Here is a 16,532-nt window from a genome sequence, read left to right on the forward strand (position 1 = left end):
AATTGTACTCCTGTTGCTCGGGACCCCTTTCGTTTTACTGTTCGGTTAACGCTGCGGATCGTTTTGGAAGGCTTACGAGCATGGTGGTCCCGTTCTCGGAACTTGCTTCGACCTCTACAGCGCCACCGTGAAGCGCTGCAATCTCCCAAACGAGCGCTAGCCCGAGTCCTGCGCCGCCGTATGCCCTGCTGCGGGATTTGTCTAGACGAAAGAATGGCTGGAAGATGCTCTCTCGGTACTGCTTGGGTATTCCCGGGCCCTGGTCCTCGACTCGCAGGAACACGTGGTTGTCGCTGTCGCTGATGGAGACGTTGACAGTCGAGCCGGGGTGGCTGTAACGGATGGCATTTTCGACCAGGTTAAACACCAGCCGATAGAGGAGCGTGTCGCTCCCGATTACTAAAGCGTCTCCAGCACAATTGAGGGCTATGCCCTTATTTTCGGCAAGTGGCGCAAGGTCGGTGAGGACCTCTTCGGACAAGGGGCCAAGTTCCACATCGTCCTCGCAAGGAACGCTGCGGAGCTCGCTCATCTCGAGCAATACCTTGGCCATTCGAGACATGCGCTCGGTTTGTTCTTGTAGCAGGCCGAGCAGCTCGGCTGTTTCGGGTTGCAAACCGGAGTGCTCGGAGATGAATAGTTCAATCTGTGCTTGCATAAGGGCGAGCGGGGTGCGCAGCTCGTGTGCGGCGTTGCCGGTAAACTGACGCTGTGCAGAGAACCCTTCGCCAAGACGAGCGATCATGTCGTTGAAAGAGGCGCTGCATCGTTGTAGCTCGGTGGGCACATCTTCATTGAGTCTGATTTCGCTTAGGTTGTCAGGCTGCACACGCTCAACCTGGGCTGCAAAAGCCCGTAGCGGTTTGAGTGCACGGCCGCTCACAAAGTATGCCAGCGCGCCGCCAAGGAGTGTAACTCCAGCCGTGATGTACCAGGCTGTCGTGCCAAAAGACTCCTGTGCGTCGTTTACGACGATCGTGACCTCGTCATCGAGGCTTCCCTTCGTTGGGTCAAACGCTTGAGGTGCATCTACGCCGGCTGCGCTAAGGGCCGAGATGTCGCTGCCGATGGCATCCATGTAGCGCATGCCCGTATAGCCGACCAGACAGTTCGTCAGCACGCACGCCGCACACGTCAGCAGTGCCGTCATGATCGTTATGCGCCATTGCAGCGAAAGCCCTTTCATTCGCCATCCTCCATAACGTAGCCCTCTCCAATCCGATTGCGAATCGGGTCGTATCCCAAAGCGCTGCGCAACTTTTTGCGGAGTGACGAAATATGAACGCGGGTTGCGTTGCTAAAGCTGTTCACGCTGCTATCCCAAACGTGCTCGATAAGCTCCTCTTGGCTTACCGGACGCCCCTGATTAAACATCAGGTATTCCAAGATTCCCGTTTCCTTGCGCGTAAGAGATAAAGCCTCGCTGTCCACGGAAGCGATGCGCGCCTTGGTGTCAAAGCGGAGCTTTCCGCAGGCTAAAACTATGTCGCTTTGTGTAAAGCGTCTGAGGGTAAGGCTACGAATCCTTGCCGCAAGCTCGTCCAGATGAAACGGCTTGGTGAGGTAATCGTTGGCGCCGGCATCGAGTCCGGCGACTTTATCGGATACTTCGCCACGTGCGGACAGAATCAGTACCTTAGTCTCGCAGTCAGTTTTCCTAAGTTCCCTGAGTACGGTCATGCCGTCGATGCGGGGAAGGTTGAGGTCGAGTACCACGAGGTCGAAGGCCTCAACGTCCAGTAGGTCGAGCGCCTCCTGTCCGTCGTGACAGCAGTCGACGCTGTACGCCAGGTTTCGCAAGCTGCGCGCGATTGCGTCACACAGCGCCCGCTCGTCCTCGACGATCAAAATACGCATAACAGTCTCCTTGCACATTTCAAATCGCGCTTAACACGGATTTTATAGCCGATATGGTCCAATGGTCGCGTAACGAAAGGAGTGGTCAGGTTGTTCAAAGCGGTAAAACCCGTGGTACAGGTCGCTTTGTTGATCGTCGGAATTGCCATGGTGTGCTTTGGCGTTATGCGTGGCGAGGCGGATGCCGTGCTGGCCAAAGCGATTAGGCTGTGCTTGGAGTGTATCGGAATTGGATAAAAGAGAAAACACTGCGTCGCATGTTTTGGCTCGATTTCGCGGATTCATTCAGGCGGCGGCGACGCTCGTCACCAACATTCACCTGCCAAACTTTGCCAAAGGCGGCATCTATCAGGGCGCGGGAAAAACGGTCTGCGTACCTGGACTTAACTGCTATTCGTGCCCCGCGGCATCGGGTGCGTGCCCCATCGGGTCGTTCCAGTCGGTGATAGGTTCATCCAAGTTCAACTTTTCTTATTACGTCACCGGTACGCTCATTTTGCTCGGCGTGCTGCTGGGACGCTTTGTATGCGGCTTTCTGTGCCCGTTTGGCTGGCTGCAGGAGCTGCTTCATAAGATTCCCGGAAAAAAGTTCTCCACGAAAAAGCTCAAGCCGCTCACGTACATCAAGTACGTCGTGCTGCTGTTTGCCGTGGTGCTGCTGCCCGTCTTGGTGATTAACGACGTGGGCATGGGCGACCCGTTCTTTTGTAAGTACATCTGTCCGCAGGGCGTGCTCGAGGGCGCCATTCCGCTGGCCATTGCCAACGCCGGCATTCGATCTGCGCTGGGGCAGCTCTTTACCTGGAAACTTTTCGTTCTTATTGCCGTGGTGGTGCTGAGCGTTTTGTTCTATCGCCCCTTCTGCAAATGGATTTGTCCACTCGGCGCATTCTATGCGCTCATGAATAAGGTGTCCCTACTGGGGATTCGGGTCGATGCATGTAAGTGCGTCTCGTGCGGCAAGTGTTCAAAGGTTTGTCAGATGGACGTTGATGTGGTCCGCGCGCCCAATCATGCCGAATGTATCCGGTGCGGAAAGTGCATCGGGGCCTGTCCCGTCGATGCCATCAGCTATCGCTATGGCCTGGATGTGTCGGCGAAAAGCTTCCCTTGACTGCCGATAAAAAGTAAACAAGCTTCGACAAAACGGAGGAATGACCATGAAGCTTTCTAAGATTGCGGCCCTGTTTATGGTGCCGGTATTGGCCTTGTGCCTTGTGGCATGTTCGGCGCCCGGTGGCAATGCGAGCGAATCTGCGAGCTCCGATCCTAAGATTGCAGAACTCACTGCGCAGGAGCCGACCAATGCCGACGAGGCCGCCGAGCTGTATGCGAAGCTCATGGAAAAGGAGAACGATATCCTTTCGAGTGATAACGCGCTGTGGGAAAAGGTATTCAATGCGGCAAATAAAGACTCGGCAATGATTGAGGACGGCAGCAATTACGGCGATTTCCTGCTCAAGACCATCGACGGCGCCAAGGATGAGTTCACGGCGGATGAGCTTAAGACGCTCAAGGCCGGTGCGCAGCAGATCAAGGAGATCGAGGACAAGCTCGAGAGCTTGGAGAAGGAGTTCCCCGGCTGTGGAAACACGCCGAGCGAAGGCGAGAGCGTCGACGCTTCGGCCGCTGGCATGACGGCTGGTGCCAATGCTTCGAGCGAGGCGACGAAGTTCCCCAGCTTTACGGGCAAGGACCTGGATGGCAACGACGTGAGCAGCGACGAGCTGTTCTCTAAGAACAAGGTCACCGTCATGAACTTCTGGTTCACCACGTGCAAGCCGTGCGTGGGCGAGCTGGGCGATCTTGAGAAACTGAATAAGGAGCTTGCCGAGAAGGGCGGCCAGGTCGTGGGCGTCAACTCCTTTACGCTCGATGGCAACAAGGGCGAGATTGCAGATGCCAAGGACGTGCTGAGCAAGAAGGGCGTGACATATAAGAACATCTGGTTCAAGTCGGATAGCGAGGCCGGTAAGTTTACGTCAAATCTATTCTCGTTCCCGACAACGTATGTCATAGATCAGAATGGCAACATCGTAGGGGATCCAATCGTGGGAGCCATCAGCTCCGCTGAGCAGCGCGCAGCGCTCGACAAGCTTATTGACCAGGCGATTGCGAATAGCGAGCAGTAGAAAACGCGTAAAGCATAGCGATGATCGTGCGCCGCTGTGCGAAGTAGTCCGCTACCTTTCAAGATAAGCTCCACCATATAGAGGTCCCGCTCGGGACCTCTTCTTTTGGGCGCCGCCCCGTTCGTTTTTTGATGCGGTTCCCTACATTCCTCACTGGCGTCGGTGAAAAATGGGGATAGAGTAGGACAAACGCGTCGAATACGAACGGCGGGGGAGAGCGGGCGAGTGCGCCCGCGTGGGAGAGGTTGCCGTCCATGCTGGAGCTCAAAGGAATTTGCAAAAGGTACGTTGCGCAGTCGTTTACGCAGGTGGCGCTCGACAACGTAAGCCTGTCTTTTCGCGATAACGAGTTCGTGGCCATCCTGGGTCCTTCGGGCTCGGGTAAAACTACGATGCTCAACGTCATTGGTGGACTCGACCATTTCGATTCCGGCGACCTGCTGATCGATGGCATCTCGACCAAGGACTTCAGCGACCGCGATTGGGATGCCTACAGAAACAATCGCATTGGCTTTGTGTTTCAGAGCTACAACCTCATTCCGCATCAGACCATTTTGGAAAACGTGGAATTGGCGCTTACACTCACGGGCGTGGGACATGCCGAGCGCCGCCAGCGTGCGCGTAAGGCGCTCGAGGCGGTTGGTCTGGGCGAGCACGTTGACAAACGCCCGAACCAGCTTTCGGGCGGGCAGATGCAGCGCGTAGCCATTGCCCGCGCCTTGATCAACGACCCCGAAATCGTGCTGGCTGACGAGCCGACCGGCGCCTTGGACTCAACGACATCCGTGCAGGTTATGGATTTGCTCAAGGACGTTGCGCGCGATCGTCTGGTCATCATGGTCACGCACAATCCCGAGTTGGCATACAGGTACGCCACGCGCATCGTCACCCTGGCGGACGGCAAGATCACCGACGATTCAGATCCCTTTGATGCTGCCGAGGCCGCGCGTCGCGAGGCCAAGCCCACGCGCAAAACCTCGATGAGCTTTGTGACGGCGCTGGGGCTTTCTGCCCGAAACCTCATGACCAAGAAGGGCCGTACGGCCATGACTGCCTTTGCAGGTTCGATTGGCATTATTGGCATCGCAGCGATTCTGGCGCTGTCCAACGGCGTAAACGGCTACATCAAAAAGGTCGAGGAGGACACGCTCTCGAGCTACCCGCTCACGATTTCCAAACAAGATTACGACCTGTCATCCATGATGGGCGGGCATGGGGCTACCGATGAGGAGGCGTCCAAGGGCGAGGGCTCGTCCGATGACGCTACCGGTGGCAAAGCTAAGGGAACCGACAAGATCCCTGTGGTCACGGCCGTAAAGGATATGTTCGCAAGCGTTAAATCTAACGATATGACGAGCTTTAAGACATGGCTTGACGACGGTGGCGACGGTATCGACAAAGAGGTCAACGCTATCCAGTACGGCTATGGCGTGACGCCGGTTGTCTATCGTGCGGGCAAGGGCGACGAGAAGCCCGTCCGGCTTGTCCCCAACGCTATGACCGAGGCCATGAGCGGAGGCGCGAGCTCGGCGGCAACGGTGAGCATGGAATCCATGGGAACCTCGGTCTTTAACGAGATGATTGACGACCAGAGTCTGCTCGACAGCCAGTACGATGTCGTTGCCGGCCATTGGCCTACGTCTGCCAACGAGGCCGTGATGGTGCTTTCGAGCCGCGGAACAGTGGGCGACTACACGCTCTACAGTATCGGCGCGCTGGATATCGATGAGCTCAACGACCTGGTTAACAGTGCCATGACGGCCGACGGCAAGGTCAAGACGCCCAAGACCGGCAGCGACTTTACCTACGACGATGCACTGTCCACGACGTTTAAGGTGTTGTCGCCGGCCGATGCCTATCGCAAAAACGAAGAGACCGGCATGTGGACTGACATGTCTGGCGACGCCGACTTTATGAAAGCCAAGGTTGCCGACGGTATTGACGTGCGCATTGTGGGCGTGGTGCGACCCAACGAGACGGCAAACGCGAGCGCGTTATCGCCGGGCATTGTCTATACGCATGCGCTGACTCGCCAGCTTATGGAGCGTGCTGCCGATTCGCAGATTGTGCAGGAGCAGCTTGCCCACCCCGAGACGGATGTCTTTACGGGCAAAACCTTCGACGAGCTGCAGGGCGAAGCCAAGCAGGGCGTGGATTTGGGCAGTATGTTCAGCGTAGACGAGGCGGCACTGAAGAGCGCGTTCTCACTCGATACGTCTGCGCTCTCGGGCGCGGCAGGTGGCATGGACCTTTCTGGTCTCGATTTGTCCGGGTTGGACATTGACCTTTCGGGTGTTGGGCGAGACATCGATTTCAGCGACATCATGGCCAAAGCGCCGGCTCCAGATTTCTTGGGTATCTTCGATGGGTTGGAGCTTGCGCCCGAGCAGATGCGGCAAGTGGGGGTGCTCGCCAACCAGCTGTTTGAGGGCTTTCTGCGGTCTGATCAGTTTAAGGCGCTGTCGCCCGAAGATCTTAAGGACGCGTCAAAGCTCGCTGCCGCATTCTCGGCGTATCTTGAGCATGATGCCGCAGCCCAGCAAATCCTGGCCCAGCTCAAAGCGCTCGGCGGCGATGCCCTGGCCGAGCGCCTGCAGCAGGCGATGACCGACTATGTACAAAAGCAGCTGGCTCCGTATCTGCAGCAGGCTATGGATCAGGTGATGAAGACAATTAGCGAACAGATTGCGACGACCGTATCGTCCCAGCTCAAGTCGGGCGCGGCAGGACTCATGGACCAAATGGCGACGCAGATGTCTTCGAGTTTTGCCAACTTGGCGAGCGCGATGCGCGTGGATGCGAGCGCCTTTGCTCGTGCCATCCACTTCAACATGGATGCCGAGGACCTGAGCTCGCTCATGATGAGCTATGCCAAAGCGTCAAAGCTCACCTACGACAATAATCTGACCACGTTGGGCTATGCGGACGAGGCGGACCCCATCTCGGTCAAGATTTTCCCGCGCGACTTTGAGGCCAAGGAGCGCGTACTCGATCACATCGATGCGTACAACAAGCAGGTCAAAGCCGTTGGCCACGATGAACAGGCGATCTCGTACACCGACTACATGGGCATCATCATGGGTTCGGTGACCGACATCGTGAACACCATCAGCTTGGTGCTCATCGCATTCGTGAGTATCAGTTTGGTGGTGAGCTCCATCATGATCGGCATCATCACCTACATCAGCGTGCTGGAGCGCAAAAAGGAGATTGGCATCCTGCGCGCGATTGGCGCGTCAAAGCGCAACGTGGCCAACGTATTTAATGCCGAGACCTTTATCGAAGGCCTCATTGCCGGCGTCTTTGCCATTGTCGTCGTGGTGGCCGTGAGCTTTCCGGTTAATGCCTGGGCGCTTGCGGCCAAGCAGGTGCCCAACCTGATGAGCCTGCCCGTTCAAGACGCGCTGATGCTCATTGTAATTTCGGTGCTGCTGACGGTCGTTGCCGGCCTGCTGCCGGCTCGCAGCGCATCCAAGAAAGACCCTGTGGAAGCCCTGCGTTCCGAATAATGCGACAAAGGGACAGTCCCTTTGTCGCATTGGGGGACCAATTACCGTTCGGCACGTTAAGGGTCCCCGCTCCCCGCTTAACACTTGACGAAGGATCTCCATCTTTATATACCTATCGGTAGGCATATAGGTTGCATTGCCGATAGAAACGGAGTAACCATGACTCTCATCGCACCAGCCGAAAAGGACCGCCCCCGTGAGAGCGGCGCATTTGCTTGGATTGTCGTTATTGCGCTCGGTTTAATGTCTGCGGGAACAACCGGCACCTACAGCATCATTGCCGGCTCATTCATCGCTCCTGTATGTGAAGACCTGGGCTTTGACTACACTTCTTTCTCTTTCTATTTCACCGCGATTCTTCTTGGCCTTGCGCTTGGGCTTCCGCTTTTGAGTCGTTTCATTCCAAAAGTAATCGGCAAACCATGGCATATTTGCGTTGAACTCGTCCTTATTGCCGCCGGCGCCGCAATGGCGTTCTACACCGAGGTCTGGATGTTCATCGTCTCCGCCGCAGTGATCGGCATCTGCTTTTCGTTCACAACGGGTGTCTGCATGTCCGATGTCATTGACCAATGGTTCAGTAAATCGTCTGGTCTTGCTATCGGCCTTGCGTGGGGCGTTAATTCTCTCTGCACGCTGCTATTGAGTCCTGTCATTACACTGGTCATCGAGCAGCAAGGCTGGCGTACGGGTTACATCGTACTTGCGGCCGTTTCTGCAGCCATGATATTGCCCACAAGCGCATTTATCATTCGCCTTAAGCCTTCTGATCGCAATATGCTTCCGTACGGAGAGACTACCTCCGAAACCCATGAGAGCCACAGCGCCGATGAAAAGGAAGATGTCTCTTCGGGCATGGCGCTCCGCGATGCCGCGAAAACGCCATCTTTTATTCTCTGCGCCTTTCTGCTCTGCGTGGCGCAACTCACCTGCTGCATGAACCAGCTGTTCCCGACCTATGCAAGCGAGGTCGGCTTCAATCCCATCGTGGGAAGCCTAATGGTTTCGGCGGCTTCGCTCTCCGATATTTTCCTAAATCCCTTCGTAGGCAAAACATGCGACAAGCTCGGTGCTATTAAAGCAACGGTCGCATGGACGGGAGTCAGCATTCTTTCATTCCTACTTCTCATCTTTGGCGGAAGCAACGAGACCGTTTCCATCATCGCGGCCGGCGTAAACGACGTCATGTTCGCCATCGTTGGAACTGCAATGCCGATGATTCTCCTCTCGCTCTTCGGATCACGCGATTTTGGAAGGATCTATTCGATTATTTGCTCAGCGGGCTATGTTGTCGGAGCTTTCGGAATGCCAGTCATGATGAAGGTTTACGGTATGGCAGGGTCTTTCCAAGGAGTATTCGTTTTCTGTATCATCTGCAACCTTCTGATTGCGACATTTGCTTTAGTTTCCGGTCTCCTCAATAAGACTACCGCGAAATAACCTGACCAACGAACTGCCCTTCAGCCCTGTCATTTGTCTCCGCAAGTTAAAACGAAATTGGGGCCGATTCCAACATAGCTGGAATCGGCCCCAATTTCTATTCAACAACTTTTGCAATCATCGCGAACACGGGTTTCGGACCATTCCGCGACCCCGCAAGTCGTCGCATCGCGCTTGTCAAGGTGCCTCTGTTATTACGCGCCTATTTAAACATGAGTTCGACGATTCCTGCCCAAACAGCCTTTTCATCGATGTCTTCATCTTGGGCAACGGTATTGCTCGCTCCCTCAAGTACGGTGTAAAGAATCTGCACGTACAGCATGACGTCTGTTTCATCGGAAAACGCGCCAATTTCTAGGCCATGGAGAAGGATGTCTTTAAGCGCGTCCATAGTTCGGTTGATCGCCGTTGCCTGACGTTCCTGAACTGCAGGGATTCGATTTGCCTGAATACTGACCTCGGCCAGCACGCGACGGCGCTTTTCATCACTACGATAGCCACCTATAACCGAATTGCCGAGCTCGATAAGCGCCGCCTTGAATCCGTCCCTATCGACTATTAGCGAGTAGTCGCGCTGATAGTCGATAGTCGGAAACATACTATCTAAGAGCGTGGTAAAAATATCCTCTTTAGAGGGAAAGTAGTAGTACACCGATGGCTTGGATATACCGACACGGTCGCAGATTTTTCCAATGGACGCCTTGTCGTAACCGACTTCTGCCACAAGATCATACATTGCGTCCAATATTTTTCCCTTTGTGCTCACGCTTCACTTCTCCATTGCAAATCACTTCCGCATTGCCAACATTATTAAGAATGGCAACGGAACATCAATTCGTGTCCAAACACGACCACTATAAACGGTGAACGGTAGGTATCGACAGGCGAATGGCAATTATACAAAAACACCTACCGAACGGTAGGTATAGTAGTACTATAGCTGGTGTAACCCCGCTATTGTCGCGGCCGGACAGCATTGCGGGAAACCCGACGGAAGGACCAACCATGTACGAGAACTATCGTATGCCGGGCGAGTTTGAGAAGCGCTCCAACGTCTATGTGACATGGCTTCCCGATTACATTCGCGCAGAGGGCTTCGATAATCGCCAGCCCTGCGTTGACGTAATTAAAGCTTTGCTTGAGTATGGCGACGTTACGGTCAACCTCAACTGTGGCACCCCCGGCTCCTACGAGGAAGCCTGCTCGCGCCTTAAAGAAGAAGGGGTGGATTTCGACCGTATCCAGATTACGCAGTTCGAAGACTCCAACTTCTACGTTCGCGACAACGGCCCCAGCATCATGGTCGACGACGAAGGCCATTCCTATATGGTCAACCCCGCTTGGACCTATTATGGCGTGTGGGACAAGAACTCCCCAGAGTGCCAGTCCGCACGCAGGGCAGCTGTTCACATGGCGGTTGCGCTCGGGTGCTTCGATATCGTCAATTCCGAAATGGTTTCGGAGGGCGGCGACCGCGAGTTTGACGGTCACGGCACCCTGATCGCCATCGAGGACACGGAATGCCGCAAGCGCAATCCCGAGTTCTCAAAAGAGGAAGTGGAGGCCGAGTACAAGCGCATCTACAACCTCAACAAGGTTATCTGGCTGCCGCAGCCTATGCTTGAGGACGACGACTATCGACTGGGCATCCTCGACGAGAAGGAAGATGGAACTCCTGTCTTCGGCATGAGCTTCGCCGCCCACATCGATGAGATGTGCCGCTTTATCACCCCGAACAAGATTCTTCTTGCCGAGGTATCCGATGAGGAGGCCGCCTCGAGCAAGGCGGGCGCGGAATCGCGTCGTCGCATCGACGCCGCCTACGAGATTCTACGCGCCGAGACGGACTGGGAGGGCAAGCCCTTCGAAATCGTTCGCATACCCACTGCCGAGCCGATCGAGGTTGTCATCGCCCCCGGCGACGAGGACTACGAGCTGTATAAGGGCTTCATCGACGAAATGTGCGGCAAGTTCATGGATGGCACCCCTTGGCCCGAAGGCCCCGTTCACTTTTATGCCGCAGCAAGCTACTGCAACTTCCTCATCTGCAACGGCGTCGTTCTTGGCCAGCGTTATTACCACGAAGGCATGAGCGAAGTCGTGAAGGAGAAGGACGAGCAGGCCAAGGCGGTTCTTGAGAGCTGCTTCCCCGATCGCAAGGTCATCATGATCGACTCTCTCGCGCTTAACCTGTCCGGCGGCGGCGTGCACTGCTGGACCAAGGACGTGGCCGCCAGCTGCTAGCAAGTTCTTAAACTTGCGCTGCCTGATCCAAGCGCCACATTTACAGTCCCCGAGGGATATCCGTGTTTCCCTCGGGGGCGCATTCGACACTTACCCATCAAACAATTGAAAGGAAATAGGCATGAACAACAGCCTTCGCGGTCGCGACTACCTTAACATCCACGATCTTTCCTCTGAGGATTTCCGTTACCTCATCGATCTTGCCTGGAACCTCAAGGCCCAGAAAAAGTCCGGTGTCGACCAGCGCTACTTCCCCGGCAAGAACGTTCTCGCCAACTTTGAGTGGGGCTCGACCCGCACTCGTTGCGCCTTTGAGACCTCTTGCAACGACCTGGGCATGGGCTTCACCTATCTGACCAACTCCCACATGGGCGATTGCGAGACCATCGAGGATGCCATGCGCGTCTTCAACGGCATGTATGATCTCATTGTCTATCGTGCACAAAAGGACGAGCAGTTCCTCTATGATGTCGCCGACTTGGTCGATATTCCAGTCATCAATGCCCTCACCCTCGGCGATCACCCGACCCAGATGCTCGCTGACGCTCTCACGATGGAGGAGCAGTGGGGTGGTCTGCGCACGAGCCGTGGCAAGAAGATGGCCTTCGTTGGCAACTGCGCCGGCGCCCCCGTGTGGTATGGCCGTCTGTGCGCGATGCTCGACATGGACTTCCTCGCCATCGGCCCCGACGACCTCCGTCACCAGATGTGCAAGGAAATGATCGAGGAGGTTGAGGCCTGCTACGCCAAGTACGCGCCTAACAGGACCTTCACCATCACCTCTGACCTTGATGCTCTGGACGGTGTCGACGTAATCGTTACCGAGGAGTGGCGCTACATCAACCCCGAGTGCGGCGACGAGGTTCTGGACCCTGACGACTACAACTCTTGGCTTGGCGACGCCGAGTCCCTGTACCCCTATCGCGTCACCAGTGAGCTGTGCAAGCGCACCAACAACCCCGACATCTTCTGCATGCACGAGCTCCCCTCTGTTCACAACGCAAATCACCGCGTTGGCAAGATGTTGCTCGCCCAGTGCAAGAACGACCTGCATCGTGAAATCATCACCGAGGGCTTTGAGATTGCGGACGAGTGCTTTGAGGCCAACGCGTCGGTCATCTTCCGTGAGGCAGAGAACCGTCAGCACACCATTAAGGCCGTTATGTGCGCCCTTCTGGGTCTCTAGGAGCTGTATCAATGGAAAATGCAAAGTTAAAGAGCAGCAAGGTTTACGCATGGGTTCTCGTGATCGCGCTCGGCCTCATGTCTGCCGGTACGACCGGATCCTATAGCGTAATCGCTGGCTCCTTCGTCGCGCCCGTGTGCGAGGAGTTCGGATTTGACTACTCCATCTTCTCGTATTACTTCACTGCAACGCTCATTGGTCTTGCAGCGGCTCTTCCGTTTGTCGGAAAACTCATCCCCAAGGTTGTTGGCAAGTTTTGGCTCCCCGTCGTTGAGCTTATTCTGCTCGCCGCTGGCGCAGGCATGGCCTTCTACACCGAAGTCTGGATGTTCATCGCAGCTGGTGCTTTGATTGGCGTTTGCTTCGCCTTCACTACCGGCGTCGCCATGTCCGATGTTATTGACCAGTGGTTCAAAAAATCTGGCGGCCTGGCAATTGGTCTCGCTTGGGCAGTGAACTCGATTTACATGCTCATCATGAGTCCCGTCATCACCTCTGTCATTGAGGCTGCTGGCTGGAGGACTGGTTATCTGGTGCTCGCTGGCGTCTCCGCCGTGCTCATTCTTCCCGCTTCCATCCTGATTATCCGCTATAAGCCCCAGGACAAGGGCATGCTGCCCTATGGCTATGTCGAAGGCGAGACGGTCGCCGAGACCGAGGAGACGACCGAGGATAGTGCACGTGGCGTTAGCTACGCACGCGCTATTAAGTCGCCTGCATTCTTTTTCTGCATCGGCTTCCTCTGCCTCGTTCAGCTTACTTGCTGCATGAACCAGCTGTTCCCCACCTATGCCGCCGAGGTCGGCTTTAGCCCCATGGTGGGTGGCTTCATGGTTTCCGCCGCATCGCTGTTCGACCTGTTCCTCAACCCGATCGTCGGTACCACTTGCGATAAGTTTGGCAGCACCAAGGCCATTCTGAGCTGGCTCGCCGTCTCGATTCTCTCCTTTGTCATGCTCATGATGAGCAGCGGCAACTCGACGCTCAGCATTCTTGCTGCCGGTGTTAACGACGTCATGTACGTCATCGCCGGCACCGCTCTGACCGTTTTGGTGATGGACGTCTTTGGCTCCCGTGACTTTGGTCGCATCTTCGCGCTCATCTGCTCCGTGGGCTATATCGTCGGCGCCTTTGGCATGCCCGTCATGATGAAGGTATACGAGCTTGTCGGCTCCTTCCAGGGCGTTTTCATCTTCTGTATTGCATGCAACGTCATCATCGGTCTGTTCTTGCTGCTGGCAAAGAAGACTGGTAAGAGCCTCTCTTGGGACGAATAGTTCGATTCGTCTTAGTCATACGCTGTAGGAGTTAATCTGCAGCAGCTTTAGGGCATCGGCTAACGCCGGTGCCCTTTTTCATGGAATGTGACAAAGGGACAGTCCCTTTGTCACATTGGGCGCCTAGCTCGTTTTGCCCACCAACGTGATACGGATGCTTGGATGGGTGTACTCGTCAAATTCATCCTCGGGATCCGTGTCAAACGAATAGTACGTTTTGATGGGGTTGTCACTCGTCCTGATGGAGATTCTCTCGTAGAGCGAACCGTTCAAAAAAGCCTGCCTAAACTCTTCGGGGAGCTTTTGCGGTGCTAGGAGCTCGGGACTCACGGTCTTGACGTCTACGGTTTGGACGACAGAGGAAAGTTCGTCCAAGTCGAGCTCGATGCGGGCGAGGTTGTCCTCAAGGCTCGCGTCGGGGTCGATCTCTGCTATGTAACTCACTTCCTTGAGCGTTCCCTTGTTGTCGAAATCCAGGTACGTATAGGTCTTCTGGGTATCGGAGTCGCCGTCGTGAAGGTAGCCGCGGACGTGATAGCCGTAATCTTGATATCGCTCGTAAGGGTCATCGGCGGACACGTACTCGCATGCGGGTTCTAGCGTCTTGCGGGCGATGGCGATCTGCTCGGCCGCGGCCGCGGCGTTCTGTTGCATCTCGATGTTTCCCTGCGCCAGCTGCGGGATATAGGCACCGCACACGATTGCGAGGGGCAGTGCCACAAGCGCGACGATCCACTTTTTTGCACGGGGGATAGGCACGCCACAGGCCTCTGCCATGGCCTTTGCGTTGGCAAAGCTTTCGGCAAGCACGTCTGCCGCGGTGGCGACGGCGCCTACGGCAGCGGCGACTTCTGCCGCGCCACCCAGGTTGCGCGCGGTCTCGTTGTCGCTGTTCTTGAGCAGGCGCGCGGCGGCCTGCGTGCCAATAACGCCCGCGATTTGTGCCGAGCGGTCTTTCTCGGACTGCTCGACGGCGAGTCGGCGCTGCATTTCTTTCCACTGCTTGCCGCGCATGCCAAAGCGCGGCGCGAGCGCGCAATAGCAGAAGATGATGAGCTCGATGGCGGTGAGCGCCAGGGCGGCCATCATGCCCGTCTCCTGGAAGCCTTCGTGATGGAAGACGATGTCGTCAATCATTTCGAAGGGAATGATCGAAAATGGCAGCACGAACGCCATGACAAGCGCCGCACCGGCAACTTTGGGGCAGATGCAGTATCGCTGGATGCGCTTGCGTTCTTGTTCGGTGAGCTGCTGCATGGGGTCCTCGACTCTCATCGTTTTTCGGGGGCGATGCGCACACGCTCTTGAGTATAAATGAGTAGAGGGTGTGCGCTGTTCAGACATAGTGATCAACAGCGCGTTATTGGCAATCGTTGCGCAGCGACTGCTGGAGGGGTAGTTAACGCCAAGTAACCGCCTCCGCCTTGTGGGTGGCCTCAAGGACAAGGCATAATGCATGTGACAAAGGGACTGTCTCTTTGTCACATTGATGTGAAAGTGGATGTCGATGATTCTATCGCTGGCCCCTATGGAGGGGATTACCGGACATGTGTTCCGCCGCGTGCATGCGGAGTGCTTTGGTGCGCTCGACTGCTACTACACGCCGTTTTTGCCGCCGCCGCGGGTGGGAAACCGCTTTGGGGGCAAGGCGTTTAAGGAGATCGATCCTGCCAACAACCAGGGGCTCAATGTAGTGCCTCAGCTGATGTCAAAGAACGCGGACGAGTTTGTGTGGGCGGCGCAAGTGCTCGCCGACATGGGCTACCGCGAGGTCAATCTCAACCTTGGCTGCCCCTCGGGTACGGTTGTCGCCAAGGGCAAGGGATCGGGCTTTTTGCGCAACTTGGACGAGCTCGAGGCGTTCTTGAGCGATGTGTGCGAACACTCGCCGTTGCCGGTGTCGGTAAAAACCAGGCTGGGGCTGGAGAGCGACGACGAATACGAGCGCGTGCTCAACCTGTACTGTCGCATGCCGCTGGCAGAACTGATCGTGCATCCGCGCGTACAAAAGGACCGCTATACGGGCTCGCCGCGCAAGGAGTTCTATGGCGAGACGCTGGAGCGTGCGCCGTTTCCGGTCGCCTACAACGGCGACATTTTTGATCTTGAGGATATGGATTCGCTGGTGGAGGCCTATCCCGGGACACGCCATGTGATGCTGGGGCGTGGCTTGCTCGCGAATCCCGCGCTCGCTCGTATGGTCAAGGGCGGCCCTGCTGCAACGGCTGCTGAGCTGCAGCGCTTCCACGACACGCTGTTTGCGGCCTATGCGGACGAGATCGGCGGTAACGCGGTTTTTCGCATGAAGGAGTGGTGGTTCTACGCCAAGTGCGCTTTCGCCGATCCTGCTACTGTTCACAAGCTCGTACGCAAGACCAAAAAGGTCGACGAATACCGCGCTGCCGTCGATCGCGTCTTTCGCGAGCAGCCACTTGCGCCTATAGCCCGCTTTCACGGCTAGTTGATCGTTGGGGACGTTCTTTAAAGACTAGTCATTTAAGAACGTCCCCAACGACTAGCCGCAAAAAGCTGTACGCCAGCATCCAAAGATGTCGAAAAATGTCGACTTTGGATGCTGACGTACATGTTTGGGTCGTATGGGTTGGGGCGAGTCGGTCGCAACGCGAGTGTTAGAGCAGGTTCTTCTGTGCCCACGCGATGATGTCGTTCGATTCGTAGAGCGGTTCTCCGTCGATGAACAGGCAGGGAACCTGGCGTTTTCCGCCGACGGCGATGAGCGTCTGCTCGGCATCGGAATCGGTCGAGATATTACGCTCGGGGATGGTCACGCCGTTATCGGCCAGGAAGCGCTTGACCTTTATGCAATACGGGCAGCCGGTCATAACGTAGAGCGCGAGTTCGTGATCAGTAGCCATAGGTCTCCAAT

Annotated in this window: 14 protein-coding genes; 9 read left to right on the forward strand and 5 right to left on the reverse strand. The window is 56.0% G+C overall.

Annotated elements, in window-relative coordinates; all coding sequences use genetic code 11:
• Nucleotides 1-34 precede the first annotated feature (34 nt).
• On the reverse strand, nt 35-1,186 hold the full coding sequence (locus tag DW003_RS08875) for a cell wall metabolism sensor histidine kinase WalK (RefSeq protein WP_118388687.1): 1,152 nt from the start codon (nt 1,184-1,186) through the stop codon (nt 35-37).
• Nucleotides 1,183-1,857, reverse strand: a complete 675-nt coding sequence (locus DW003_RS08880; protein WP_187361922.1) for a response regulator transcription factor — start codon at nt 1,855-1,857, stop codon at nt 1,183-1,185. Before DW003_RS08880 ends, DW003_RS08875 begins: the two co-directional genes overlap by 4 nt.
• A 90-nt stretch (nt 1,858-1,947) precedes the next feature.
• On the opposite strand from DW003_RS08880, the gene DW003_RS10160 reads away from it, so the two are divergent.
• The 5 genes from DW003_RS10160 to DW003_RS08905 all read left to right on the forward strand — a co-directional run bounded on the left by DW003_RS10160 (nt 1,948) and on the right by DW003_RS08905 (nt 8,938).
• Entirely contained in the window at nt 1,948-2,094 is a 147-nt protein-coding gene (locus DW003_RS10160) for a CD1871A family CXXC motif-containing protein (RefSeq protein WP_040219972.1), read from the forward strand.
• Nucleotides 2,087-2,971, forward strand: a complete 885-nt coding sequence (locus DW003_RS08890) for a 4Fe-4S binding protein (RefSeq protein WP_233545560.1) — start codon at nt 2,087-2,089, stop codon at nt 2,969-2,971. The genes DW003_RS10160 and DW003_RS08890 overlap by 8 nt, the downstream gene beginning before the upstream one ends.
• A 46-nt stretch (nt 2,972-3,017) precedes the next feature.
• On the forward strand, nt 3,018-3,989 hold the full coding sequence (locus DW003_RS08895; RefSeq protein ID WP_118388693.1) for a TlpA disulfide reductase family protein: 972 nt from the start codon (nt 3,018-3,020) through the stop codon (nt 3,987-3,989).
• 254 nt (nt 3,990-4,243) lie between these two features.
• Entirely contained in the window at nt 4,244-7,498 is a 3,255-nt protein-coding gene (locus DW003_RS08900) for an ABC transporter ATP-binding protein/permease (RefSeq protein ID WP_118388695.1), read from the forward strand.
• A 159-nt stretch (nt 7,499-7,657) separates the two neighbouring features.
• The gene (locus tag DW003_RS08905) at nt 7,658-8,938 is read left to right on the forward strand and encodes an MFS transporter (RefSeq protein WP_118384811.1); all 1,281 of its coding nucleotides are present in this window, start codon (nt 7,658-7,660) and stop codon (nt 8,936-8,938) included.
• Nucleotides 8,939-9,140: 202 nt separating this feature from the next.
• Here DW003_RS08905 and DW003_RS08910 read toward each other — a convergent pair whose 3' ends face one another.
• On the reverse strand, nt 9,141-9,704 hold the full coding sequence (locus DW003_RS08910) for a TetR/AcrR family transcriptional regulator (protein ID WP_117563584.1): 564 nt from the start codon (nt 9,702-9,704) through the stop codon (nt 9,141-9,143).
• 239 nt (nt 9,705-9,943) lie between these two features.
• Between DW003_RS08910 and DW003_RS08915 the strand changes: the two genes are divergently transcribed.
• The 3 genes from DW003_RS08915 (at nt 9,944) to DW003_RS08925 (ending at nt 13,645) form a co-directional block, all read left to right on the forward strand.
• A complete protein-coding gene (locus tag DW003_RS08915) occupies nt 9,944-11,182 on the forward strand; it encodes an agmatine/peptidylarginine deiminase (RefSeq protein WP_118388697.1) in 1,239 nt (412 codons plus the stop codon).
• 121 nt (nt 11,183-11,303) lie between these two features.
• Nucleotides 11,304-12,368 (forward strand): ornithine carbamoyltransferase, encoded by a 1,065-nt coding sequence (locus DW003_RS08920; protein WP_118385379.1) that lies wholly within the window; start codon nt 11,304-11,306, stop codon nt 12,366-12,368.
• 11 nt (nt 12,369-12,379) lie between these two features.
• Complete coding sequence (locus tag DW003_RS08925; RefSeq protein ID WP_117635842.1) at nt 12,380-13,645, forward strand: MFS transporter; 1,266 nt, start codon at nt 12,380-12,382, stop codon at nt 13,643-13,645.
• Between the two features lie 123 nt (nt 13,646-13,768).
• Here the strand turns inward: DW003_RS08925 and DW003_RS08930 are convergent, their stop codons facing one another.
• On the reverse strand, nt 13,769-14,902 hold the full coding sequence (locus DW003_RS08930; protein WP_118388699.1) for a hypothetical protein: 1,134 nt from the start codon (nt 14,900-14,902) through the stop codon (nt 13,769-13,771).
• 250 nt (nt 14,903-15,152) lie between these two features.
• On the opposite strand from DW003_RS08930, the gene DW003_RS08935 reads away from it, so the two are divergent.
• Entirely contained in the window at nt 15,153-16,106 is a 954-nt protein-coding gene (locus tag DW003_RS08935; protein ID WP_118388754.1) for a tRNA-dihydrouridine synthase, read from the forward strand.
• Nucleotides 16,107-16,275: 169 nt separating this feature from the next.
• On the opposite strand, the gene DW003_RS08940 is transcribed toward DW003_RS08935, so the two are convergent.
• Nucleotides 16,276-16,521 carry a glutaredoxin gene (locus DW003_RS08940; protein ID WP_118388701.1) on the reverse strand — a complete coding sequence of 82 codons (246 nt, stop codon included), beginning with the start codon at nt 16,519-16,521 and terminating at the stop codon, nt 16,276-16,278.
• Nucleotides 16,522-16,532: the final 11 nt, after the last annotated feature.

Origin of the sequence: Collinsella sp. AF36-3AT (assembly GCF_003475205.1) — a bacterium.
GTDB lineage: Bacteria > Actinomycetota > Coriobacteriia > Coriobacteriales > Coriobacteriaceae > Collinsella > Collinsella aerofaciens_AF.

Excerpts from the sequence above, each read along its gene's own strand:
- DW003_RS08875 (WP_118388687.1), bottom strand. The coding sequence starts at position 1,186 with ATGAAAGGGCTTTCGCTGCAATGGCGCATAACGATCATGACGGCACTG.
- DW003_RS08880 (WP_187361922.1), bottom strand. The coding sequence starts at position 1,857 with ATGCGTATTTTGATCGTCGAGGACGAGCGGGCGCTGTGTGACGCAATC.
- DW003_RS08895 (WP_118388693.1), top strand. The coding sequence starts at position 3,018 with ATGAAGCTTTCTAAGATTGCGGCCCTGTTTATGGTGCCGGTATTGGCC.
- DW003_RS08900 (WP_118388695.1), top strand. The coding sequence starts at position 4,244 with ATGCTGGAGCTCAAAGGAATTTGCAAAAGGTACGTTGCGCAGTCGTTT.
- DW003_RS08905 (WP_118384811.1), top strand. The coding sequence starts at position 7,658 with ATGACTCTCATCGCACCAGCCGAAAAGGACCGCCCCCGTGAGAGCGGC.
- DW003_RS08915 (WP_118388697.1), top strand. The coding sequence starts at position 9,944 with ATGTACGAGAACTATCGTATGCCGGGCGAGTTTGAGAAGCGCTCCAAC.
- DW003_RS08920 (WP_118385379.1), top strand. The coding sequence starts at position 11,304 with ATGAACAACAGCCTTCGCGGTCGCGACTACCTTAACATCCACGATCTT.
- DW003_RS08925 (WP_117635842.1), top strand. The coding sequence starts at position 12,380 with ATGGAAAATGCAAAGTTAAAGAGCAGCAAGGTTTACGCATGGGTTCTC.
- DW003_RS08930 (WP_118388699.1), bottom strand. The coding sequence starts at position 14,902 with ATGCAGCAGCTCACCGAACAAGAACGCAAGCGCATCCAGCGATACTGC.
- DW003_RS08935 (WP_118388754.1), top strand. The coding sequence starts at position 15,153 with ATGATTCTATCGCTGGCCCCTATGGAGGGGATTACCGGACATGTGTTC.
- DW003_RS08940 (WP_118388701.1), bottom strand. The coding sequence starts at position 16,521 with ATGGCTACTGATCACGAACTCGCGCTCTACGTTATGACCGGCTGCCCG.